This window comes from Flavobacterium sp. PS2, assembly GCF_046250155.1.
In the GTDB taxonomy this organism is placed as follows: domain Bacteria; phylum Bacteroidota; class Bacteroidia; order Flavobacteriales; family Flavobacteriaceae; genus Flavobacterium.
In genome coordinates this window covers 4168179-4193168 of record NZ_CP176426.1, presented here as the reverse complement: position 1 = coordinate 4193168, position 24990 = coordinate 4168179, and the positions used below count along the sequence as shown (strand labels likewise).

Here is a 24990-nt window from a genome sequence, read left to right as displayed (position 1 = left end):
AAACCAAATAATTTATGTCAAAAAGTCCATTAAGAAAAGACAAAACCTGCTTAAATTGCAGACACGTTGTCGAACAACATTACTGTCCAAATTGTGGACAAGAAAACACTGATACCAGAAAAACATTTCATCATTTATTCATTCACTTTTTTGAAGATTTAACGCATTATGAAAATGCTTTTTGGCGTACGATTAAAAACCTTTTATTTAAACCATCAGCTTTAACTAAAGAGTATCTTTCTGGAAAACGATTATCTTATTTGGCACCAGTTCGTCTTTATATTTTTATCAGTTTTGTAACTTTTCTTTTAATCGCCATGTTTCCTCTTCATGTAAATGACGACACAAGCGAAGCTATTAATCCAGAAAACGTTCAAAAGCAAACTACAACCATTACCAAGTCATTAAAAGAAAATAAAGATGTAAAAGCACTACTAAACTCTGAATCAATATCGAAAGAAGATAAAAAAGCGATTGAAGAAGTTTTAAGTAATCCCAAAGCAAGCAAAGAAAGCCTAATTCAATTTGGATATACATCTGTTAATCAACTAGACTCCATTCAAAAATATGGTCCAGAATCTAAAAAACTTTCCGACTTTAGTTATTGGCTGAACAGAAAAGTCCAACTTATAAAAGATAAAAATAATGGCCGAGAAGTACTCGATAAATTCGTAGAGTCATTTATACACAATTTACCTAAAGTTTTATTTATCATCATGCCATTTTTCGCTTTCTTTTTATGGATTTTTCATAATAAAAAGCGTTGGTATTATTTTGACCACGGGATATTTACCCTACATTATTTTTCATTCTTATTGCTAATATTCTTAATTCTATTTACAATAGGAAAAATAGGAGATGCAATAAACTATCCATTTCTTTCTACTATAATTAATTGGTTCACGGCTGCCGGAGTACTGTGGATGTTTTATTATTTTTTCCCTGCTCACCATAGATTTTACGGAGAGTCAAGAATTGTATCATTTATTAAAAGTATGGTATTATTTTTCATAAATTCAATTTTTATACTATTTTTACTAGTTGCATTCGCTTTTTACACATTTATCAATTTACATTAAATAAACAATGAAAAAATTATTAATTCTATTCGTAATTGCTTCGGCATTTTCATGTAAAAACACCCAAGGTGTTGTTGCAAAGGATAATTCGGATCCAACCAAATACATGAACACTATTACTGCCAAAGATTTAAAAAAGCATCTTTACATAGTAGCTTCTGATGAAATGGAAGGAAGAGAAACAGGATCAGAAGGACAAAAAAAAGCAGGAGTTTATTTAATTAATCAGTACAAAAAAGACAAAGTTTCTTTTCCTAAAGGGGCAGCCGATTACTACCAACCCGTTCCGGCTTCTTACCTTAATGCCAAAAGAAATCAAAACTTACCCGATTCAGAAAATATTTGGGCGTATATCGAGGGTTCAGAAAAGCCAGATGAAGTCTTAGTTATTTCTGCACATTATGACCACGTAGGAGTAAAAGATGGCGAAGTATATAATGGTGCCGATGATGATGGCTCAGGAACAGTTGCTTTACTAGAAATGGCACAAGCTTTTGCAAAAGCAAAAAAAGAAGGACATGGACCTAAACGTTCTATACTTTTCTTACATGTAACTGGAGAAGAACATGGTTTACACGGTTCACGTTTTTACTCAGAAAACCCATTGTTTCCGCTTGCAAATACAATCGCTGATATTAATATTGACATGATTGGACGTCGCGATGTAGAACATGCAAAATCAAACAATTATGTATATGTAATTGGTGCCGACAGATTATCTAGCGATTTACATAATATTGTAGTAGCCCAAAACGAAAAGTACGCTAAACTCGATTTGGACTTCAAATTCAATGATCCAAAAGATCCAAATCACTTTTATGAGCGTTCTGATCATTATAATTTTGCTAAACATGGTATTCCATCTGTATTTTTCTTTAATGGAGTTCACGAAGATTACCACCAAAAAGGCGATGAGCCAGAAAAAATCGAATACGATGCTTTAACAAAAAGAACGCAGCTTGCTTTTGTAATTGCCTGGGATTTAGCAAACAGAGAAAACAGACCAGTAGTTGATAAAAAGTAAAAAAGAAGGCTCTAAGGTTCTAAGTTACAAAGGTTCAAAGATTCAGAGGTTTTCCGTAGAGACGCACCGCAGGGCGTCTTTGATAGAGAGTTGCAAAAGTTCTGATGTTCACAAAAAAAGGGATGAGTTAAAAACTCATCCCTTTTTTTATATTTATAGATTCCAAAAGTAAAACCTTTGAACCTTTGAACCTTTGTAACTTAGAGACTTTGAAACTCTCCTCTAGTCATTCATAGAAATTAAAAACTCTTCGTTGTTTTTGGTTTTCTTGAAACGATCGTTGATAAAGTCCATTGCTTCAACAGGATTCATGTCTGAAAGGTATTTTCTCATGATCCACATTCTTTGTAATGTTTTCTCGTCTAGTAACATATCATCACGACGCGTACTTGAAGAAGTCAAATCGATTGCAGGGAAAATACGTTTGTTAGCAATCTTACGATCCAATTGTAACTCCATATTACCTGTACCTTTAAATTCTTCAAAGATAACCTCGTCCATTTTTGATCCGGTTTCCGTTAATGCTGTAGCAATAATACTTAATGAACCTCCATTTTCTACATTACGAGCAGCTCCAAAGAATCTTTTTGGTTTTTGTAATGCATTCGCATCAACACCTCCACTTAATACTTTACCAGAAGCTGGCTGTACCGTATTGTAAGCTCTAGCCAAACGTGTAATCGAGTCTAACAAGATTACTACATCATGACCACATTCTACTAAACGTTTAGCTTTTTCTAATACTATATTAGCAATTTTAACGTGTTCTTGTGGTTCTCTATCAAAAGTAGAAGCAATTACTTCTCCACGTACACTACGTTGCATATCGGTAACCTCCTCAGGACGCTCATCTATAAGAAGAACGATTAAATATACCTCTGGATGATTTGCAGCAATAGCATTTGCAATATCTTTAAGCAACATTGTTTTACCCGTTTTAGGCTGTGCTACAATCATACCACGTTGTCCTTTTCCTATTGGAGAGAACAAATCGATTATACGAGTTGAAATTGTACTTTGCTTTTCGGCTAATTTAAATTTTTCAGAAGGAAAAACTGGAGTTAAATGTTCGAATGAAACACGATCGCGAACTACTTGTGGATCATGTCCGTTTATTTTTAGAACTCGAACTAATGGGAAAAACTTTTCTCCTTCTTTAGGAGGACGTACTACTCCTTTTACTGTATCACCTGTTTTAAGACCAAACAATCTGATTTGTGAAGTTGATAAATAAATATCATCTGGAGAGGCTAAATAATTATAATCTGAAGAACGTAAGAATCCGTAACCATCCGGCATCATTTCCAGAACACCTTCACTTTCGATAATTCCGTCAAACTCAAAATCAGAGTCTCTGAAATTATTCTTTTTATTCTTAAAGTTTGGATTTTGATTACCATTATTCCCGTTTTGATTTGGATTTTGATTCGGGTTCTGGTTTGGATTTTGATTTGGATTCTGCTTATTCTGGTTCGGATTTGTCTTTTTTACCTGAACTGGTGCTTCAGTTTTTTCCGATGTAGCATTTGTTGGAGTCTCATTTTCAGTTTCAGCTGAATTTTCATTTGAAATTTCTGCTTCTGGCGCAACCTCTTTAGCTGCTTCTTTTTCCTTTTGTAAAGCGACCTTTTTTTCGTAGGCCGATTTATTGAATTTTATAATTTTTGATCCTTTTTTCTCAGGAACAATCTTTTCTGATGTTTGAACAGGTTCAACTGTTTCTATAGATTCTGCTTCTGGAGCAATTGGTGCTACTGGAGTATCAAGAATTTCAGTTGGTTTACTTTCTTTTTCTTCTTCAAAAACTAAATTCTTTTGAACTGTATTCTTTTGTATAGCTGCTTTTTTAACTGGAACAATTCGAGCTCTTTTAGGCTTATCATCTTCAACAACTTCATTTTCTTTTTGAACAACTGGCGGTTGCACAGTCGTTTCTTGATGTGCTAAAATCTGACTTATTAATGTGTCCTTTTTTACACCGTTAAATTTTATTGTTTTAGCTAACTTAGCTATTTCTTGAAGCTCAGAAAGCTTCATTTCTTTTAATGCAGAAATATCAAACATGAATGTTCTATGAATTTAATTAATTTTCGGAAATACTGTAAAAGAATAGGTAGTACTGTTTTTTTTTGAATCAACCGCAGTATGAAGTGCTTACGGTATTGTGATGCAATAATACGAATAAAATTTTATCATACAATAGTATTTGTAAAAAAGAAAATATATTTTTGTAAAACAATAATCAAGAAAATGATACAACGAATTCAAACTATATATTTACTTTTAACATTTGCGGTTACTATATTAATGACTTTCGTTCCGCTTTGGACAACAGCAGATGCTAAGCCTTATTATTTCATGCAAAATCAACTTTACGTTGTTTTACTAGGTTTAAGTGCTATGTTATCTATAGTAAGTATTATTTCATATAAAAAGAGACAAAACCAGTTTGTCATGGGCAGACTGAATATAATATTAAATTTAATTTTATTAGGATTGTTTGTATATCATTCACTAAATGTATCTGGAGAAACACCTGCTGTTTCTGAGAAAGGTATTGGGATGTTTCTACCTATAGTTGCTATCGTATTATTAGTGTTAGCTAATAAAGCCATCAAAAAGGATGAAGATCTTGTAAAATCTGTGGATAGATTGAGGTAAACCTATAAACTTAATTTATTTTGTGCGAAGAAGACCCGAATTATATAATTCGGGTTTTTTTGTGGGAAATATCAAGATTTTTGCACTACTATGATTAAATTAAGCCCTATAAACACTTATAGTCCCTTATTTTTTCATAAATTTGAAACGAATAGTTATCATTTTTATGAAAGACAAAATACGAGTACATCTAGCCGATGATCATCAGGTACTTATTGACGGGCTTACCAATTTATTACATACCGTTTCTGACTTTGAGGTTGTAGGCTCTTCTTTGAACGGAATGAATATTTTTGATGATGTATCTACAAATAACACTAGTATCTTAGTCCTAGATATTAGTATGCCTCAAAAAGATGGTATCGAAGTCCTTAAAGAATTCTCAGAAAAAGGTTTTCCCTGCAAAGTAATAATCCTTTCTAGTTATGATGATTTAAAAATCATTAAAGAGGTAATGAATCTTGGAGCCAGTGGTTATCTAACCAAAAAATGTGCTGGCGAAAATATCATTGAGGCTATTGAAGCTGTTAATAAAGGTGAAGAATATTTTTGCGATTCGGTTAGAGAAAAAATATTTACCACTTTTACAAGAGGTAATCCTAAACTCAACGAACGTACGCGAGAAGAAAATTCTATATTAAGCTCTCGTGAACTTGAGATTATCACATTAATTTCTCTTGAGTATAGTGGAAAAGAAATTAGTGAATTGCTTTTCATCAGTACTAATACTGTCGAAACACATCGCAAGAATATCATGAAAAAATTAAAAACAAAAAACACTATTGGTCTTGTTAAATACGCAATTAAGAACAATTTGATTAAATCATAAACATAAAAAGTGCTTCAAAAACTGAAGCACTTTTTTTATTCTTTACTAAATTAATTTACACCTTTTTATTTAAGTTAATTAGTAGTAGATCATTTTAAGAAACTTTATTAAACATCAGTTTTTCCACCTTTGTCAATATCTACCTTTTCTTCTATTGGCTCTTCTGGTTGATTTTCATCTTCAGGAGTTGGTTCACCTCCAGTATTAGTGTTTGGGTCTTCTCCTGCTAAATTGTAATTTTCTTCTCCTTCTAAAAATTGTTTTGACATTTGTTATTTTATTTAAATTAATTAATACCCAAATCATTTTAAGACACTTTGGGTTCTGTCCTTATTATTAATTGAGTTATATATTTTTATCTATTTTTGTCAGAATTTAAGCTTCATATACCTAAAATAATCTTTAAAATCTTCTGGTCGTTTCCTGAATTATATAGTATATATAAAACTCCATAAATGATGCATTTTTATATAAACAAGCTTTACAGCTATCTCAGTCACTCTTAATACATCTATTTAGTATTTAATTACTTACAAATTAATTTCGCAAATCAATTCATGAAAAGCCACGACTAACTAGAAACATTACCAACACAATAATAACTTATTTTTTTCAAACATGAAGGGATTTAATTATTAAATTTGGCGCTAAATGTTAGAAATTCTTATCTATAAAATAACAGTCGTATTAAATGCATAAAACTCGATTTTTCTTATTACTCATTATATTACTAATATGTTTTAGCACCGACTCTTACTCTCAAAATAAGCCCCTTTTAAAAAGTGAAATAGAGAAACTATTAGAAGATGCGATTGTTAATTATAAAATTAATAACTACGAGAAATCTTTAAAAGAATCTAGAATCGCTCTAAAACAATCAATCGAAATTAATGACAATAATCTTATTGCACGTTGCTACAACACAATAGGTGTGAATTTTGATGATTTGATTATGCTTGATAAAGCTTTAGTATTTTACCAAAAAGCGCTATACTATGTTGATAAAACTAATGATAGCAAATTAAAAAGCAAAATCCATAACAATCTGGGAAATACCTATTTTTTCTATAAAAAAGAGTATCAAAAAGGAATCAATCATTACGAAAAATCACTTGAATACAGCCAGAATTCACCGGATAATGCAAAAATATATCTTAGAAAACTTAATATTACCTGGGCCTATTTTGAGATCAAGAATTATGACAAAGGTTTAGATTATTTAAATTATATAAATGAATTTAAACTACATGGAGATGAGTCAACTCAGGTTGCTCTTAATATGCTAAATGCAATATATTATGATCATAAAAACGATACGATAAAAGCAAATGCATTTTTCACGAAAGCAATTGCACTAGGAAATAAAAGTAACGAAAAATTTGATTTAGCAAAAACACATGAAAAATATGCTGATTTTTTATTCAGAAAGCATGACTACAAAAAAGCGTACGAAAACATCACTAAACTTAATGCACTAGAAAAAGAACTTACTGAATCTATAGAATTAAAAAAGACAAAACTGGTAGGTGTTAATCTTGAATTAGATGAATACAAAAGAGAAGTTGATAAAATTGAATCTCAATATAAAACCAAACAACAATCTTTATTAAAGGAACAATCCCGCAACAAAAAAATTGTTAGCATTATGTTTTCCTTATTTATTGTTACTATCATCTTATTCTATTTTTTCTATCAAAATACCAAACTTAAACAGAAAAACAGACTTAAAGATGTACAGAGCAAAATACAACAAAACATCATTAATGCCAGTATTGACGGTCAGGAAAGTGAGCGCAAAAAAATAGCATTATTTTTACATGACAACATTAGTGCCTTATTATCTACCGCAGGAATGCATCTGAACGTTTTTTCGACACAAAACGAACCTGCATCTGAAGAAATTCTTAAAACAAAATTTATTCTCGAAGAAGCGCATGATAAAGTACGTGATTTGTCTCATGAACTTTTACCCACATTATTAGTTCGCTTTGGTTTGTTTTATGCTCTTGAAGATTTGTGCGAAAAAAACTCGAACTCGACTCTTCTTTTTGAATACTCCTGTACAATTCCCCCGAAGACACGTTATCATGAAAAATTCGAAATGAGAATCTACTTTATAATTTCAGAACTTTTAAATAATATCATAAAACACAGTGAGGCTACCATTGCAAGTGTTTCGTTAGTAGAGAATAATTCGAATCTTATCATTAATGTAAATGATAACGGAAAAGGATATAATACCAATGAATTTAACATCGCTGAAGGCTTTGGTCTGAATCAGATTAGAGCAAGAATAAAAAATTTAAAAGGAGATATCGAAGTTATTTCCAAAATTGACATGGGAACCTCAATAAAGATAGATGTTCCGATAATGTCTGAATCGTAATTTAATCCTAAAAACTGATTTATATAAATCATCAAATATTAAATTACTTACTATTGTATTCTAAATTAACATGTCACGTTTTGAGCATCAATTAAACATCAATAGCAATAAAATTAATTATTAAATTTGAACCCTAATCTTTGAAATTACATATATAATAATCATTATATTAAATGCACAAAAATCGAATTGTCTTATTACTCGTCATATTGCTAATTTGTTTAAGCAACAAATTTTACCCTCAAAGCAAGCCTCTTTCTAAAAAAGAGACAGAAAAACTTTATGATGAAGCTGTAAAATTTATGCGTGAAGGACAATACGAAAAATCCCTAACACTGTCTCGTCTCACTTTAAACTATGCCATTGCTGCTAATGATCCAAATCTTATTGCAAAATCATACAATACAATTGCTGCCAATTTTGATGAATTAACAGAACCTGACAAAGCCTTATTTTATTACAAAAAAGGATTAATATATGCCGAGAAAACCAACAATGGCGAACTTAAGAATTGGCTTTATAATAATTTAGGTAATATTTACTGCTTTAATAAAAAGGAATATGAAAAAGGAATTTCTTATTATAAAAAGTCTCTTTTTTACAGTACTAAAATAAAAGACTCGGTACAAGTAGTGTTTACAAAACTAAATATTACTTGGGCTTATTTTGACATCGGTGGTTATAAAGACGGTTACCCCTACTTGAGTTACATTAATAAGTTCCACTCAAAACATGGTGACGCTTCTACTTTGGTAGTATTAAATATGCTTAACGGTATGTATTATAATCATGAAAACAATAACAAAAAAGCAGATTTATTTTTTAAAAAAGCAATAAAAATTGGTCGAGAAGGAAATGAAAAATCAGATTTATGTTTCACTTATCAAGAATATTCTAAGTTTTTATCAAAAATAGGAAAACCTAAAGAAGCCTATGACAATCTAGCTCTTTATACTACTTTAAACGAAGAACTAAATAATGAAGATAAATTACGAAAAGTAGATGTTGCTGGTCTTAATCTAGAAGTAGATCAATACAAAAGAGACATTGATAAAATAGAATCGCAGTACAAATCAAAACAACAATCTTTATTATCGGAGCAATCCCGTAACAAGAAAGTGGTTAGTATTATGGTTTCTCTATTTGTGATTAGTATCATCTTGTTTTATTTTTTCTATCAGAATACCAAACTGAAACAAAATAACAGACTAAAAGATATTCAAAGCAAAATACAACAAAACATAATTAATGCCAGTATCGACGGTCAGGAAAGTGAACGAAAGAAAATTGCTTTATTCTTACACGATAATATTAGTGCCTTATTATCTTCGGCAGGAATGCATTTAAATGTTTTTTCGACTCAAAACGAACCTGTTTCTGAAGAAATTCTTAAAACAAAATTCATTCTGCAAGAAGCTCATGATAAAGTACGTGATTTATCTCATGAACTTTTACCTACCCTATTAGTTCGATTTGGTTTGTTTTATGCGCTAGAAGATTTATGCGAAAAGAATTCTAATTCGACGATACTTTTTGAGTATTCTTGTGCTATTCCATCGAAAACCCGATACAATGAAAAATTTGAAATGAGAATCTATTTCATCATTTCGGAACTTTTAAACAACATTATAAAACATAGTGAAGCTTCTCTTGCTAGTATTTCGTTAGTTGAAGAAAATGGCCACCTGATTGTCAATGTAAATGATAACGGCAAAGGATATAAAACAAATAAATTTCATATCGACGAAGGCTTTGGTCTAAACCAAATTAGAGCCAGAATAAAGAATTTAAAAGGTGAAATAGCAGTTATATCTAAAATTGATATTGGCACCTCGATTAGAATAGAAGTTCCAATAGTAAACCTAGTATAAATTAATTACGTTTCTCGATTTCTATAATTTCTAAATCTTTTATTTTATCTCCGTCAATCACAAATCGCAACATCGTGCGCACTTGATGAAAACCACTTTTACCAGCAGCTCCAGGATTCATATGCAGCAAATTATTCTTTTTATCGAACATTACTTTTAAGATATGTGAATGTCCGCAAATAAATAATTTAGGAGGATCAGAAGCCATTTCTGCTTTTATAGCGGGATTATACTTTCCGGGATAACCACCAATATGAGTAATCCAAACTGAAACATCTTCACACATAAAACGATTGTTTAACGGAAATTCTAATCGAGCTTTAGCATCATCGATATTTCCATAAACGCAACGTAGTGGTTTTACTTTTTTTATAGCATCGGTAACCGATAAATCACCAATATCTCCCGCATGCCACACTTCATCAGCTTGGGAAACGTATTTTAAAATTGTATCATCAATATGGCTGTGCGTATCGGAAAGTAGGAGGATTTTTTTCATTATAGGTACAAAGGTTCTGAGTTGCAAAGGTACAAAGGTTTTCTTTAAAGATGCTAAGGTTCTGAGGGGCTAAGTTGCTGATTTTTTTAATAAAAAAATCCGATTCGCTTTCGCAAATCGGATTTAAAACTTTGTGTTAGACGCACTTCTGTCCGTCTCTACGTTATACGATGTCTTTTACATTTCATCTCTAACGTTTTACATTTACAATAGCTACTGTTTCTTAGGATTTTTAACATCTTTAGAATCTTTGGTATCTATCATTTCCATTAGTTTTAATCCTAACAAACCACTAATAGAACCATCAGAACCACCGTTTCCGGAAATTAAAACATCAGGAATTATTTTGATGTTTCCTTTTCCAATTTCCTCGGTAACTTTATATCTGGTAAAATTATCTCCACCCATCGCGCTAACCTGAAGTTGGTACGATTCTGCAGTCGATTTACCAATTGCCATAATTTTCTCTGCTTCGGCTAAACCTGTTTTAGAAATCCTTTCTGCCTCTGCACTTGCGTTTAGTTTTGTTGCTTCGGCTTGTGCTCCTGCTCTTGCTTTTGTCGCTTCGGCTTCGGCATTTGCACGCATTTTTGTCGCTTCGGCTTCGGCGTTTACATTCAGTTTTAAACTGGTTGCATCTCCTTCAGCTTTCTTCACGGTTGCATCTGCGGTACGTTGTGCAATTTCTACACTTTGCGAAGCACGCACAATTTCTTTCTGCATATCTGCAATCGCGGTTTCTTTCTCCATTCCCTGGCGTTGTTCCTGCGCCATTCTTTGAGTTTGATATGTTTTTTGCTCCTCTTCTGCTAATTTTCTATCTGTCAAAGTTTTCATCAATGAATCTGGCGGAACGATATCTCCAATCAAAGTATCAACAGCATTTACGTTATATTCATCAAGAACTAATTTAATATGATTTTTAGCCGATTCCTGACGTTCTTTTCTTGTAGACAAGAAAGAAATAACATCGCTATCCTGAGCCGAGTTTCTGAAATAGTTACCAATTGTAGGCTCTAAAACCTGAGAAACTAAGTTATTCATGCTTCCAAAACGAGCAATTACTTTTGGCGCTTCGGCAGCCGGAACGTGAATGATTTGTGCCACATCCAGATTAAATGGGAAACCATCTTTTGAACGAACAGTAATCGTAGAAAGATTTTTATCTAAATCATGCGACTCGCTTCTGGCATTTGCCCAGTTCAGAACCAAGTTGGTTGTTGGAACTGCTTCTAACTTAGTCGTATATTTATTTAAGGCATATTTTCCAGGTCCAAAAGGTTCCATCCAAACACCACGTTGTCCTTTTGAAACAATGTTCCCGTGTTTAAAAGTATCTCCGGTAACATCTTGACCATCTTCTCCAATATACGAAATAACTACTCCAACATATCCAATAGGCACATCGGTCATTGGATTTTGTTCTATCAAGATTCCCCATGTATTAATATAGTACGATCCTGCCAACATTACCTGAGGCTGTAAACCACGATTTCCGCCGGTATCTAAAAACTTGTCAAAATCCTGAAAATTATTATGACCTTCAACAAATTTCCCTGCAATTTGTCCTTGCGGAATTGGTTCTCCGTCAAGAGCTGTTACAATACCAATCATGTTCTCATAAATCTTGATTTGGTCTGCAATTACAATTTCGAACAAGAACGTATTTATACGATACGAACCTGTGGTAATAAAAGCAGTCTGACGCCCTTTTTGTCCACCATTGTCCAGGAAAAAAGTAGCATCCTGAAAGTTGTCACTTTCTACTTTTCGGGCTAAGATTCGACCGGTTGGAATTTCCTTTCCGTCTTTACTTAAAACAAGTCCAATTTTTCCTTCCGGAATAACTGTAAATCCAGTCATATCTATCGAATATTGCCAGATCCACATTCCCCAGTATAAACCCGGAGCAAGCGTTTTTGCCTGATAACCTGCTTCTCCTTTTGTCGCAATAATACGACCATCAGGAAGCGATTTATCGGTTCCGAACAAAACGAATTTTTTAGTCACAAGACCAATCTTATCCTCTGGAACCATCACCATCCCGAAGAAAACACGCAAAATAAACTTGTAAAAAAAGATGGAGAATAAGATTAAAATTATCCACCAATAAGAAGTAATTTCATTCATAGTTTTGATATATTAGATTACAAACATAGCAGAAATACTTCCTGTTAAAATGAAATATTTGTAAAATTAACTTTTGTTAATTTTACTTAAATAATGTTTAAAAAAGCCCCTGATTAAATCGTTAGAATTGTCAATTTCTGACACGATTTTTTGCTAAACAAACTATGATTGGTATTTTTGATTTTAACAGTTTTTTGAGGAAGGTACATAGGTTCAGAGAAGCAAGGGTTCTTTAATTAGGTTCAAAGGAACAGAGATGCAAAGGTTTTCTACAGGGATACATAAACATTGTGTCTTTGTTTATTTTCATATCTAACGTGAGACGCACTGCTGTGCGCCTCTACGAATAACCGATAAAAATGATTACACATCGTATAGACAAAAAACCTTATCCCGTTGTGTTAGACGCACTGCGGTGCGCCTCTACAATGCGTCCCTAAAAAAACCTCAGAACCTCAGAACCTTTGCACCTTTGCATCTCTGTTCCTTTGAACCTTTTTTGTACCTTTGCATCTTAGAACCTCTGCACCTTAAAATGAGATATTTTATACAATTTGCATACAACGGCACACATTATCATGGTTGGCAATTTCAGCCTAATGCGTCATCAGTTCAGGAAACTTTAAACAAAGCACTTTCTGTTTTATTAAATACTCCTATTAATTTAATGGGGGCTGGTCGTACTGATACTGGTGTTCATGCCAAAGAAATGTTTGCTCATTTTGATTATGATTCTCCTATTGTCGTTCCGAATTTGGTTCACAAACTCAATTCTTACTTACCAAAAGACATTGCTATTTATGATGTTATATTGGTTCAGGACGAAGCGCATTGTCGTTTTGATGCAACCAAACGTACTTATGAATATCATATTAATACAGTGAAAGATCCTTTTCTGGAGGAACTGAGTTGGTATTTTCATCAATATCTGGATGTTGCTTTGATGAACGAAGCTGCTAAAATTTTGTTAAATCATACCGATTTCCAATGCTTTTCGAAGGTGAACACTGATGTAAATACATTTGATTGTAGTATTTTTGAAGCGTATTGGAAAACCGAAGATAATAAGCTGATTTTTACCATTTCGGCCAATCGTTTTTTACGAAATATGGTTCGCGCCATTGTTGGCACTTTGATAAACATTGGTTTACACAAAATTACGCTGGATGATTTTGAAAATATCATTGCTAGTAAAAACCGAGACAAAGCTGGTTTTTCGGTTCCGGCTCACGGATTGTATTTAACTAAGGTTGTTTACGATTATTTATAGCTTTAAGCTATAGGCAATAAGCCTAAAGCCTAAAGCCTAAAGCAAAAAAATAAAATGAAAGCAAAAGCATTTGATACTGGCCTCTTCAAACGAATTCTTACTTATACTAAACCTTACAAATGGCGCTATAATGGTGTAATCATTTTTGCGGTTTCGCTCTCTATATTTGCCGCTCTTCGCCCCTATTTGCTTAAGCAAACGGTGGACGGATATATTAAAACGCACGACCAATTGGGTTTACTTTTTTATGTAACCCTAATGGGAATTGTGCTTTTACTGGAGGTTTTCTCGCAGTTTTATTTTGTGTATTGGGCAAACTGGTTAGGTCAGGATATTGTAAAGGATATCCGTACGAAGTTGTTTAAACACATTTTGAGTTTTAGAATGAAATATTTTGACCTTGTACCTGTAGGACAATTGGTTACTCGTTCGGTTTCGGATATTGAGTCGATTGCCAGAATCTTCAGCCAGGGTTTATTTATGATTATTAGTGACTTGATGAAAATGCTTGTTGTGCTAATTTTTATGTTTTATATGAACTGGAAACTTACTTGGATTGTGGTTATTGCCATGCCTATTTTGGTTTATATCACTCGTATTTTTCAGCGCAAAATGCAGGTTGCTTTTGAGGAAGTTCGAACTCAGATTGCCAACATGAACTCGTTTGTACAGGAGCGCGTTACGGGTATGAAAATCGTTCAGCTTTTTAATCGTGAGAATGCTGAGTACGAAAGTTTCAAAGACATAAACGGAAAGCATAAAAAAGCATGGATAAAAACGATTTTATATAACTCTATTTTCTTTCCTATTGCCGATATTATTTCGTCGCTTACATTGGGTTGTATTGTAGTATTTGGAGGATTTAAAATCCTGAATGGCGATAACTTTACGACTTTTGGAGATTTATTCTCCTACACGATGTTTATCGGGATGTTGTTTAATCCCTTACGTCAGATTGCGGATAAATTTAACGAGATGCAATTAGGAATGATTGCTGCCAATCGTGTTTTTGATATTATCGATACACAAGACCATATTCAGGATACTGGAACTATCGAAGCTCCTATTTTTAACGGAAGTATTGAATTTAAGAACGTTCGTTTTGGATATATCCCAGAGGAGGAAGTTATTAAAGGCATCGATTTATCGGTTGAAGCTGGGCAAACTATTGCTATTGTAGGTTCTACCGGAGCTGGAAAATCGACTATAATAAACTTACTGAATCGCTTTTATGAAATTAATAGCGGGACAATTTGTATTGACGGTCATAATATAGAGAACTATACGCTGGCTTCATTACGCAAGCAAATCGCTGTAGTTTTGCAAGATGTATTCTTGTTTGCCGATACGATTTACAATAATATTACGCTTAATAATCCTGAGATAACCAAGGCCCAGGTTGTAGAAGCTGCCAAAGTAATTGGTGTACATGATTTTATTATGAGCTTGCCTGATAATTATGACTTTGATGTAAAGGAACGTGGTGTAATGCTTTCTTCGGGTCAGCGCCAACTAATTGCTTTTTTGCGTTCGTATGTAAGTAATCCGAGTATTTTAATATTAGATGAAGCAACTTCATCTATAGATACCTACTCTGAAGAATTAATTCAGCGTGCTACCGAAACGATTACCAAAGGCAGGACTTCGATTGTTATTGCGCATCGATTGGCAACAATTGTAAATGCCGATAAAATTGTGGTTATGGACAAAGGTCTTATTGTAGAGCAAGGAACGCATCAGGAATTGATAAATCGTGCCGAAGGGTTTTACAAAAACTTATACGACTCACAATTTGTGATAGCAAATTAATTTAGAACTCTGTTTTAATTACTGCTGTTTTCGTAAAATAAAGGTGATTATTTGCTTAATTTTAGCAAATTAAATCACTTTTATTTCAATCTCTGTGAAATAGCCAATGTAAATTGACCTTGAAATAAAAATTAAACCTTTTTTTAAAATAAATCCTTAAATTCGCAATCTCTATTCATAGTTGAAAAATAGAAAATGAAATGCGTTTTTAACCGCTTTCAATTTTAAAAATAAAATAAATACTTAAAAAATGAAATACGACGTTATTGTTTTAGGAAGTGGTCCAGGCGGATATGTAACTGCCATTAGAGCATCACAATTAGGCTTTAAAGTAGCCGTAGTTGAAAAAGAAAACCTAGGTGGTGTATGCTTAAACTGGGGTTGTATTCCTACCAAAGCATTACTTAAATCGGCTCAGGTTTTTGATTATCTAAAACACGCTTCCGATTACGGATTGACTGTTTCTGAATTCGATAAAGATTTCCCTGCGGTTGTACAACGTAGCCGTGGTGTTGCAGAAGGAATGAGCAAAGGTGTTCAATTCTTGATGAAGAAAAATAAAATTGACGTTATAGATGGTTTTGGGAAACTTAAACCAGAAAAAAAACTTGACGTTACTGATAAAGATAATAAAGTTACAGAATATAGCGCTGACCATATTATTATTGCTACAGGTGCTCGTTCTCGTGAGTTACCTAACTTACCTCAGGATGGAGTAAAAGTAATAGGATACCGTCAGGCAATGACTTTACCTACTCAGCCTAAATCGATGATTATTGTAGGTTCTGGAGCTATTGGAGTTGAGTTTGCACATTTTTATAACTCAATGGGAACTGAAGTTACTATTGTAGAATTTATGCCAAACGTTGTTCCTGTAGAAGACGAAGATATCTCTAAACAATTTGAGCGTTCTTTGAAAAAAGCTGGAATTAAAATCATGACTAACTCTTCTGTAGAGCGTATTGATACAACTGGTGCAGGTGTAAAAGCATTTGTTAAAACTGCAAAAGGTGAAGAAGTTCTTGAGGCTGACATCGTTCTTTCGGCTGTTGGAATTAAAACTAACATCGAAAACATTGGTCTTGAAGAAGTAGGTATCGCTGTAGACAGAGATAAAATCTTGGTAAACGCTTACAACCAAACTAATATCCCTGGATATTATGCTATTGGTGATGTTACTCCTGGACAAGCTTTGGCTCACGTAGCTTCTGCTGAAGGAATTAACTGTGTAGAGAAAATTGCTGGTTTACACGTAGACCCAATCGATTACGGAAACGTTCCTGGTTGTACTTACGCAACGCCAGAAATTGCATCTGTAGGTTTAACTGAAAAACAAGCTAAAGAAAAAGGATACGAATTAAAAATTGGTAAATTCCCATTCTCTGCTTCAGGAAAAGCTAAAGCTGCTGGAACTCCAGACGGTTTTGTAAAAGTAATTTTTGATGCTAAATATGGCGAATGGTTAGGATGCCACATGATTGGTGCTGGTGTTACAGATATGATTGCCGAGGCAGTTGTAGCTCGTAAACTAGAAACTACCGGACATGAAATCTTAAAATCTATTCACCCTCACCCTACAATGAGTGAGGCTGTTATGGAAGCTGTTGCTGATGCTTACGGCGAAGTAATTCACTTGTAATATTCCCTTAGTTAAGAATATAATTTTCAATCTAAAATCCGATTTGCGAAAGCAAGTCGGATTTTTTTTATGATTTACTTTTTTTAATTAATTCTAAAACCCTGCCCTAACACGTAATAAAAAAATTACTAGCACGTTCTTATTATATAATACTTAAATTTACTTAATCTAATAAAACTCAACTAAATGAAAAAGCAAATCGTAACACTGATAATGGCAGGGCTATTAATGGCGAGCTGTAAGGATAAAGATGCCATGAAACAAGATACAATTACGCAAGACACAATTGTAACTCATGATGAACATACATCACAAAATTCATTAGATTGGGTTGGTACTTATAAAGGAATTGTACCATGTGCAGATTGTGAAGGAATTGAGCAGGAAATAACAATAAATGACGACAAAACTTTTTCTATAAAAGAAACATATCTGGGTAAAACAAAAGATAATAAATTTACCGATGAAGGAACAACTACATGGAATAAAGAAGGAAACATAATCACGACTATAACTAAAGATAAAACTAGAACAACATCTTACTTAGTGGGAGAAAGAACACTAACACAGCTTGATATGGACAATAAAGAAATTACTGGTCCTCTTGCTAAAAATTATATTTTAAATCAAATAGAACCTAAATAGAAAGTCAATTTTATAATTGGTCTTAATTCTATTTCATAAATATTTAAAAATCCGATTTGCAAAAGCAAGTCGGATTTTTTTATGATTTTACTTCTCGATAATGTCAAGTAAAAGTTTCTATTTTGTTAATTCACATACTTCACATAAAACCAATAAAATATTAACCATTTCATACAAATTTGAAGAATGTTTTATCATAATAAAGTCTTATTTTCGCACCACCAAATCTAACCCTCAGTACTAATATGAAAAAGATCTTCTTTATTATTACAATTACCTTATTTTCATTAAATAGTTTTTTTGCCCAAACAAAAAATGCAGTAAGTTCAACCTCTGAACCTCAAAATGTTTTTTCGAAATCATATGATTATGTAAATGACTTCGAAAAAATATTATCTCCAAGTCAAATAGCAACTTTAAAAAACACTTTAAAATCGTGCGAGACAAGCTCGGGTCATAAAATTATTCTTGTTACAACTCCATCCATAAAACCTTATTCTGATATTCCAGAATACTCATTGGATTTGAATACTTATTTAGCCAATAACCTAAAACTAAACACAGCCGTTTTAATTGTTTTTAGTAAAGAGTTGAGACAAATCCAGATACAAGGTAGTGACCAGGTACGTAACACACTTAATTATGACGAAACTAAAGATATTATATCTAGCTATGCCTTACCAGAATTTAAAAAAGGTGATTTTTATAAAGGTTTAGAGGAATCAGTTTCTGAAATAATCAAAAAAATAAAATAGCGTTTTTAAGAAAAATTGAAAACTTTTAAAGAATCCAATTTGTGCAAACAGGTTGGATTTTTTTTTTATGGCGTGCCCCGCAGAAAAAGCGGGTCAGGCTTTCGGCTTTATCTTTTGTTTTGCTTCGCTTACAAAAGGATACCGCCTCTATCCTTCACGCGAAACTGCAATACAATGAAGTTTTATTTTCAATTATAAATTAACACTAAAAAAACTATATATTAGTCGTCTAATAAAAAACTTTTGCGACTTACATTACCTAAAAGTCAACCAAGAAATATAAAAACTTATAATAGATATATCTAAAGTATGAATTCTAATTTTACTAAAAAACTTAAGCTACTTTTTGTTCCATTTTTAATTACGATGCTAAGCTTTTGCATTATTTATACTTTTTTAAACTGGTTATTATTTATCAAATTTCAACTCTTTTCAGTCAAAGAAATGATAATTGATTTTGTAATTCCATTGATATTTCCTGCAATACCGATCATATTTTATTTACACAAGAGATTAAACATTTTAAACCTAAAAGCGAAAAACGGAAAGACTTATACCGATTTTTATATTTTTATTCTTTGGCTTTCCATTTCAGTTCCAACAATAATTGCTCAAGACTATCTTAAAACAGCAACAGGAAAATTAACCCAAGTCGAGAATGTTTCTGCAATTTCCAAACAAGAACAAACAAAGTATTATAAAATAAACAGAATATTCATAGACAAATCAAAAGCTAGTTCTTATACTTTATTTGAAGTAAGTGGCAAGCACGATACTGATTTTAACATGACTATATATGTTGTTGTTCCTGTTTTTGATAAAAAAAATAATGCTTCGACCGCTACGAATTGCAAATATTGGTTAGGAATAAAATACCATAATCAGGTTAGTAATAGTATAAGCGATTCTAGAAAAGAAAGTGAATACCAATCTTTTGCAAACTTTAGCGAAACCGAATTTAACCGAACAGATTTAAGTGATTTTATATACTTAGAAAGAGTTGGAAATTCAGAAACTGGAGATGGTTATAAAAAAGCCTTAAAAAATTGCATTAAATTAAATACTGAAGGTGCAACTATTTTTATTTCTCACAAAGAACCTTTTGAAAACAAAAATGGAAATTCCTTCCTATGGTTTATCTGCACATTATTAGGAGGAATAGTTATATCACTAATTGCGATTTTAATTCCAAAATTTAACCAAAGAGAATTAAAGAACCTAGAAAGCGGAAATCCCCAAGAAAACAAAGATTTAAAAGAATTCTTGGAATTTATAAAACCAAGAGAAGGCTATTTTGTTACTCCAATTTTAATATACCTAAATATTGCAATCTTTTTAGTGATGTTTATATCAGGCTTAGGCTTTATATCGTTTAATGGGCAAGATTTACTAAACTGGGGAGCAAACTACCAACCTTATACAAGCAATGGCGAATGGTGGAGACTTATTACAAATGTCTTCCTTCATGGTGGTTTCATGCATTTGCTATCAAATATGTTTGGACTTTTATTTGTCGGAATATTTCTGGAGCCTCTATTGGGTCGAACGAAATACTTAACAATTTACCTAGTTACAGGAATTATTGCCAGTTTAGCTAGTATTTGGTGGTATGATGCAACAGTAAGCGTAGGTGCTTCGGGTGCTATTTTTGGGCTTTATGGATTATTCCTAAGTTTGTTATTGACAAAAGTTTTTCCTCCACAAATCAATAACGTATTCTTAATTACAACGCTCATTTTTATAGGATATAATTTGCTTATGGGACTTACTGGAGGAATTGATAATGCAGCACATATCGGAGGACTTATTAGTGGTTTTGTAATTGGATTGATTATGAGTAACTCTTTAAAATCGGAAAAAAAACAACATCCAAAAGAAATAAATGATTGAAAAAAAGGCTCTGGCTTATAAAGAATCTTTTGCCAATCCTGCCTAATTCGCATAAATATAAATTGACAATAATCTTAAAAAAACTATTATGGGTTTATTTGACTTTTTTTATATTAGCAATTGGACTAACAGCTTTACAATCTTATAAAGCATAACAAATACTAACTTTCAACAGATTGCATCTATTTTAACAAGACATAAATGAAGAAATATTCTGATTTTGCAATAAATATTTGCAATGAATTCAAAAGCATCCAAGAAAAGTTCGTAGAAAAATACAACTTAAACGATTTTACAGAATGGTTTTACGATGAAGAAACATCATTAATTACATTTAAAAAAGGGCAAACCGAACTAAATTTTGAATACATTCCAATTGGTAGTTATTCTAATTCGGGTAAAACTTGGTTATGGGCATGGAATAATAAAGAATTGCTTCATAATAATAAACTTAAAACTTTATTAATAAAACAGTTTGGAGAAAAAAACAATTATTCAAAACTAACTGAAGGTTTCTTTGATGCTGATAAATATGTTGGTTGGGAATTGACTGCAATAGCCTATAACATGATTGAAGCAATCGGTTCGTATCGAATTGTTAATGATAATAATCTTGAAATATATTTTTTGTTAACTGATAAAATTGAAAGCAATTTCGTCGAAGAACTAAAAATTATAAATAAAAGTAAAACAGAAAAACAGATTCAATGCAAAAAACACGGTTCTAACAGGCTCGCCTTTATTTGCCAACATCTTAACGAAATAGATAAAACTGGTTTTGAAGAAGCATTTGAATCAGAAATTGGAATGTATTTAGGAGAAGATGATGATTTATCTGCTTGGTGCAATAAATGTGAAGAAACTAGAATTAAAGATGATGGTTGGAATGAAGAAAATATAAAAATGGCTAAAATAAAATTAGTTTGTGAAGAATGCTATTTCGAAATAAAAGAAAAAAATTTAATTTAAAATCACATTATGAAAAAACTTATACTCCTTTTTTTCTTCGCAATCGGGTTAAATTCTGCTCATGCAGAATGTGGTGCAAACGGAATGCAATTTTTCCCAAAGAAAACAAACATAAGTTTAAATTCGATGTTTATCATACAGGGATATTACATGAGTGAAAAAACAATCAATAGTTTCAAAAATCGAACTGTTTATTTACAAAGTAAGAAAGGTGAATTGGTAAAACTTAATCTTGTTGAAATTCTAAAAGGTCAAATGAGTCTGACACAGGCCATTTTTAAACCTGCAAAACAACTAAAACCTAATACCATTTACTTCTTAAAATACTCTAAGCAAACAGAGAGAGAAACAGAAGAAATGACACAGTGGAATACTGAAACGAACCAAAATGAAAAAGTTTACTGGAAAACAACAAACAAAAATTCAGCTGAATTATTAAATCCTAATCTGAAGATTAAATATCAAAAAACAGAAGTTAGAGAATATGGTTGTGGTCCTGCTGCAAATGCAATATTCAATGTTACCAATAAATCTGATTCTGAAATCTGGTACAAAACAGAAATGGTTGACCTTAATACAAACCAAAAAATTGTGTTTTATATCAAAGAATGGGATGGAAAACTTAATGTAGGACATGGAATGTGTTCCGGAGCATTTACTTTTACCAAACTTGGAAAATATAAGGTCCGATTCACTCCAATGAATACGGATGGAAAGTCATTAAATACAACAAAGTGGATAAATTTTGAAAGTCCATTTAGGAATGATAAAAGCAGTTCTTAAAGAAAAAAAATCAACCCGAAAAACCAGATTTGTAACAAATTATAAAAAATAGTGTCTATATAATAAAACCAATTATTAACAACCAAAAATAAATTTATGAAATCAAGAACTATTTGCTTAATCGGATTACTGCTTTTTGTTAGTAGTTATATCATGTTTTCACAAGGTTCTAAATTTGCTTATTTTCAAAAGCCTATAGATTTTGCACACTGGTTTAATTTAATTGGAGCTGTATTATTACTTTCTTTTAATGATGTATTCCCTAAGAATAAACTTAATTCAGTAGCTTCTTTTCTAACCATTTTAGGAGTTATAGGTCACGTTGGGCTTTGTACTATTGACTTTATAATGTGGAGTTTTGGAGATGACGAAATCTCAAAAACGGAATTAAGTAATCAGATAAGTAATACGCCATCTATTTTATATCCTTTTGTTATTATTGGTCCATCTTTACTTTTTATAGGATTGGCAGCGCATGCCTTAAATTTTATTAAAACTCATACCTTTAGTGCCTTAATGGTTATAATTGGAGCACCCGCAGTAGGTATTTCTTTCTTTGTATTAAAAAACGGATCGTATATGGTACTAAGTTGTATTCTTTTTGCTTTAGGATTGTTTTCATTACTTTACAGAAATGATGACAAAACAATATTAACTGAATAGCAAACCACATTTCCTAAATTCATATACTACAACAGCACATTACTAATCTTCTTAAAAATGAAAAAACTTCTAATCCTTACCCTCTTATTATTAGAAACTGGAGTAGCCTTTTCTCAAATAAAAACGGAGAACAATCTTAAAAAACTCAGTGAGCAACATCAATTTGTAAAGATGGATAGCTTAAATAATAAAATTAGAACTAAAGATTATTATTTTTATAAAGCACTGTTTGCCAACGTATGTAATAAACCTGATTTATCAAACTTATATTTAGATAGCTTAAATAAAAGCCAAATCACCAAAGAATTTAGATATTATAAATTAAAAAATGACAACTATATAAAGCTGTTTGATTATGCAAATGCTTTTAAAACATCTGGTATTTTAACCTCTACATTTTCAGAAAAATTCACAAAAGAAGAACTGGATGATGAACTGAATACAAGACGTATTTGGGAAGTTTTGAAATTACAGAAACCTCAAATAATCGATTCTTTTTCTAATCTTTCAGTGGCAACAAAAAAAGATAAAGCAGGTTTAATTACCACTAATGTTTTAGCAAATACTATAGATACTGATTTTGTTTTTGATACTGGAGCCGGAATTAGCTGCATAACCGAAAGTTTAGCAAAGAAACTAGGCTTTATCATCTTACCAGATAACAACATCGAAGTTATGAGTTTTACTGGCGTTAAAAACAAAGTGCTTATGGGCATTGCCCCAGTTTTAAATATCGGAGATATAAAAATTCATAATGCCGTCTTTTTGGTTTATCCAGATTCAGCATTTACATTTGCAAATGGTAAATATGTAATAAATGGCATCATCGGATTTCCTATTATCAAAGAATTAGGAACTGTTACAATTGAAGAAAATAGCCTTACTTTTTCTAAAAACAAAACGATCAAGAGCAACGACAAAAACTTATTCATCGATGAACTTCGTGCCATTGTAATGCTAAATTTTAAAGGAAAAACTCTTCCATTTAATTTTGATAGTGGTGCAAAAACAAGTTCATTTAATAAATCTTTCTACGAATTATTCAAAACTTATTTGGATAAAAATAGTACTCTAATTTCTGCAAAAACAGCCAGTGCAGGCGGACAAGAAATTACTTCAGAACTTTTGGAACTAAAAGATCAACAAATTTTATTAGGGAAAAATCAAATAAACGTACCTAAATTGCAAGTCGATAAATCTGATTATGGTGTTTATGGAAAAGTAAATTACGGCAATATCGGACAAGATATAATTGGTCAGTTTAAGAAAGTCACCATTAGTTTTGATCATAATTATCTCAAATTAGAAAATTAATAATCTCCGTTAAAGCCTAAAACCTGGAAAACCATACAAAGTAAAATAACTATTAACAACATTATATCTTCGATAAAATTCCCTTTTTAAATTCGTATTTTCGTTAGATAAAAAACATTTCTATTTAAATACTAAATCCTACGAAAACATGAATGACACTTGGACTGAAAGATGGAATGACAGATATAGCGCAGATGAGTTTGCTTATGGCGAACAACCTAATAATTATTTAAGAGAACAATTAGAAAAAGGTAATCCCGGAACAATTCTTTTTCCTGCTGAAGGCGAAGGGCGCAATGCCATTTTTGCAGCCAAACTAGGTTGGACAGTTTCGGCATTTGATATAAGCATAGAAGGAAAAAACAAAGCCTTACGACTTGCCGAAGCAAATAATGTAACTATCGACTACCAAGTTGGCGAATTGCAAACATTAAATTATACTTCAGAACAATTTGATGCAATTGCATTAATTTATGCGCATTTTCCTGGCGACATTAAATCTTCATACCACAAAACACTTAGTACGTTTTTACGAAAAAGTGGCTTGATCATTTTCGAAGCTTTTAGCAAGAAACATATCGAATACAACTCTAAGAACGAAAAAATTGGTGGACCAAAAGAATTGGATATGTTATTTTCTATTGAGGAAATACAATCTGACTTTCCAGATTATGAAATCATCGAATTAGTAGAACAAGAAATCGAGTTAAACGAAGGTCTTTTTCATAATGGGAAAGGCTCTGTAATACGATTTGTTGGTCGAAAAAAATAATA

The 24990-nt window shown here is 32.0% G+C and carries 21 protein-coding genes; 17 read left to right on the top strand and 4 right to left on the bottom strand.

Going from position 1 to position 24990, the window contains the following annotated elements; translation table 11 throughout:
• The first annotated feature begins 14 nt into the window (after positions 1-14).
• Entirely contained in the window at positions 15-1079 is a 1065-nt protein-coding gene (locus ACJ6WR_RS18530; RefSeq protein WP_039112861.1) for a DUF3667 domain-containing protein, read from the top strand.
• Between the two features lie 7 nt (positions 1080-1086).
• The gene (locus tag ACJ6WR_RS18525; protein ID WP_039112862.1) at positions 1087-2103 is read left to right on the top strand and encodes a M28 family metallopeptidase; all 1017 of its coding nucleotides are present in this window, start codon (positions 1087-1089) and stop codon (positions 2101-2103) included.
• Positions 2104-2325: 222 nt separating this feature from the next.
• Here the strand turns inward: ACJ6WR_RS18525 and rho are convergent, their stop codons facing one another.
• Entirely contained in the window at positions 2326-4167 is a 1842-nt protein-coding gene (gene rho / locus ACJ6WR_RS18520) for a transcription termination factor Rho (RefSeq protein WP_039112864.1), read from the bottom strand.
• A 186-nt stretch (positions 4168-4353) separates the two neighbouring features.
• On the opposite strand from rho, the gene ACJ6WR_RS18515 reads away from it, so the two are divergent.
• Both ACJ6WR_RS18515 and ACJ6WR_RS18510 read left to right on the top strand, forming a co-directional pair.
• Positions 4354-4764: a DUF4293 domain-containing protein gene (locus ACJ6WR_RS18515; RefSeq protein ID WP_039112865.1), complete on the top strand. Its 411-nt coding sequence runs from the start codon at positions 4354-4356 to the stop codon at positions 4762-4764.
• 166 nt (positions 4765-4930) lie between these two features.
• A complete protein-coding gene (locus tag ACJ6WR_RS18510; RefSeq protein ID WP_035619889.1) occupies positions 4931-5593 on the top strand; it encodes a response regulator transcription factor in 663 nt (220 codons plus the stop codon).
• 107 nt (positions 5594-5700) lie between these two features.
• On the opposite strand, the gene ACJ6WR_RS18505 is transcribed toward ACJ6WR_RS18510, so the two are convergent.
• Positions 5701-5862 (bottom strand): hypothetical protein, encoded by a 162-nt coding sequence (locus tag ACJ6WR_RS18505; protein ID WP_409416091.1) that lies wholly within the window; start codon positions 5860-5862, stop codon positions 5701-5703.
• A gap of 422 nt (positions 5863-6284) precedes the next feature.
• On the opposite strand from ACJ6WR_RS18505, the gene ACJ6WR_RS18500 reads away from it, so the two are divergent.
• The gene (locus ACJ6WR_RS18500) at positions 6285-7979 is read left to right on the top strand and encodes an ATP-binding protein (protein WP_409416090.1); all 1695 of its coding nucleotides are present in this window, start codon (positions 6285-6287) and stop codon (positions 7977-7979) included.
• Between the two features lie 173 nt (positions 7980-8152).
• Positions 8153-9850 (top strand): ATP-binding protein, encoded by a 1698-nt coding sequence (locus tag ACJ6WR_RS18495; protein WP_409416089.1) that lies wholly within the window; start codon positions 8153-8155, stop codon positions 9848-9850.
• Between the two features lies 1 nt (position 9851).
• Here ACJ6WR_RS18495 and ACJ6WR_RS18490 read toward each other — a convergent pair whose 3' ends face one another.
• Entirely contained in the window at positions 9852-10349 is a 498-nt protein-coding gene (locus ACJ6WR_RS18490; RefSeq protein ID WP_409416088.1) for a metallophosphoesterase family protein, read from the bottom strand.
• Positions 10350-10562: 213 nt separating this feature from the next.
• A complete protein-coding gene (locus tag ACJ6WR_RS18485) occupies positions 10563-12479 on the bottom strand; it encodes an SPFH domain-containing protein (RefSeq protein ID WP_409416087.1) in 1917 nt (638 codons plus the stop codon).
• Positions 12480-13014: 535 nt separating this feature from the next.
• Here ACJ6WR_RS18485 and truA point away from each other — a divergent pair.
• The 11 genes from truA to ACJ6WR_RS18430 all read left to right on the top strand — a co-directional run bounded on the left by truA (position 13015) and on the right by ACJ6WR_RS18430 (position 24988).
• The gene (gene truA, locus ACJ6WR_RS18480) at positions 13015-13749 is read left to right on the top strand and encodes a tRNA pseudouridine(38-40) synthase TruA (protein ID WP_039112870.1); all 735 of its coding nucleotides are present in this window, start codon (positions 13015-13017) and stop codon (positions 13747-13749) included.
• A gap of 54 nt (positions 13750-13803) precedes the next feature.
• Positions 13804-15558, top strand: coding sequence for an ABC transporter ATP-binding protein (locus tag ACJ6WR_RS18475; protein WP_409416086.1), 1755 nt, complete (start codon positions 13804-13806; stop codon positions 15556-15558).
• A 250-nt stretch (positions 15559-15808) separates the two neighbouring features.
• Positions 15809-17197 (top strand): dihydrolipoyl dehydrogenase, encoded by a 1389-nt coding sequence (gene lpdA / locus ACJ6WR_RS18470; RefSeq protein ID WP_409416085.1) that lies wholly within the window; start codon positions 15809-15811, stop codon positions 17195-17197.
• A 186-nt stretch (positions 17198-17383) separates the two neighbouring features.
• Positions 17384-17842: a copper resistance protein NlpE gene (locus ACJ6WR_RS18465; RefSeq protein ID WP_323490805.1), complete on the top strand. Its 459-nt coding sequence runs from the start codon at positions 17384-17386 to the stop codon at positions 17840-17842.
• Between the two features lie 245 nt (positions 17843-18087).
• The gene (locus tag ACJ6WR_RS18460) at positions 18088-18597 is read left to right on the top strand and encodes a TPM domain-containing protein (protein WP_409416084.1); all 510 of its coding nucleotides are present in this window, start codon (positions 18088-18090) and stop codon (positions 18595-18597) included.
• A 444-nt stretch (positions 18598-19041) separates the two neighbouring features.
• Positions 19042-20487, top strand: a complete 1446-nt coding sequence (locus tag ACJ6WR_RS18455; protein WP_409416083.1) for a rhomboid family intramembrane serine protease — start codon at positions 19042-19044, stop codon at positions 20485-20487.
• A 201-nt stretch (positions 20488-20688) separates the two neighbouring features.
• The gene (locus ACJ6WR_RS18450; RefSeq protein ID WP_409416082.1) at positions 20689-21456 is read left to right on the top strand and encodes a DUF6882 domain-containing protein; all 768 of its coding nucleotides are present in this window, start codon (positions 20689-20691) and stop codon (positions 21454-21456) included.
• A gap of 9 nt (positions 21457-21465) precedes the next feature.
• Positions 21466-22239, top strand: coding sequence for a hypothetical protein (locus tag ACJ6WR_RS18445; RefSeq protein ID WP_409416081.1), 774 nt, complete (start codon positions 21466-21468; stop codon positions 22237-22239).
• A gap of 96 nt (positions 22240-22335) precedes the next feature.
• A complete protein-coding gene (locus ACJ6WR_RS18440) occupies positions 22336-22902 on the top strand; it encodes a hypothetical protein (protein ID WP_323490810.1) in 567 nt (188 codons plus the stop codon).
• Between the two features lie 57 nt (positions 22903-22959).
• Positions 22960-24216: a retropepsin-like aspartic protease gene (locus ACJ6WR_RS18435; RefSeq protein ID WP_323490811.1), complete on the top strand. Its 1257-nt coding sequence runs from the start codon at positions 22960-22962 to the stop codon at positions 24214-24216.
• Between the two features lie 148 nt (positions 24217-24364).
• Positions 24365-24988: a class I SAM-dependent methyltransferase gene (locus ACJ6WR_RS18430; protein WP_409416080.1), complete on the top strand. Its 624-nt coding sequence runs from the start codon at positions 24365-24367 to the stop codon at positions 24986-24988.
• Positions 24989-24990 lie beyond the last annotated feature (2 nt).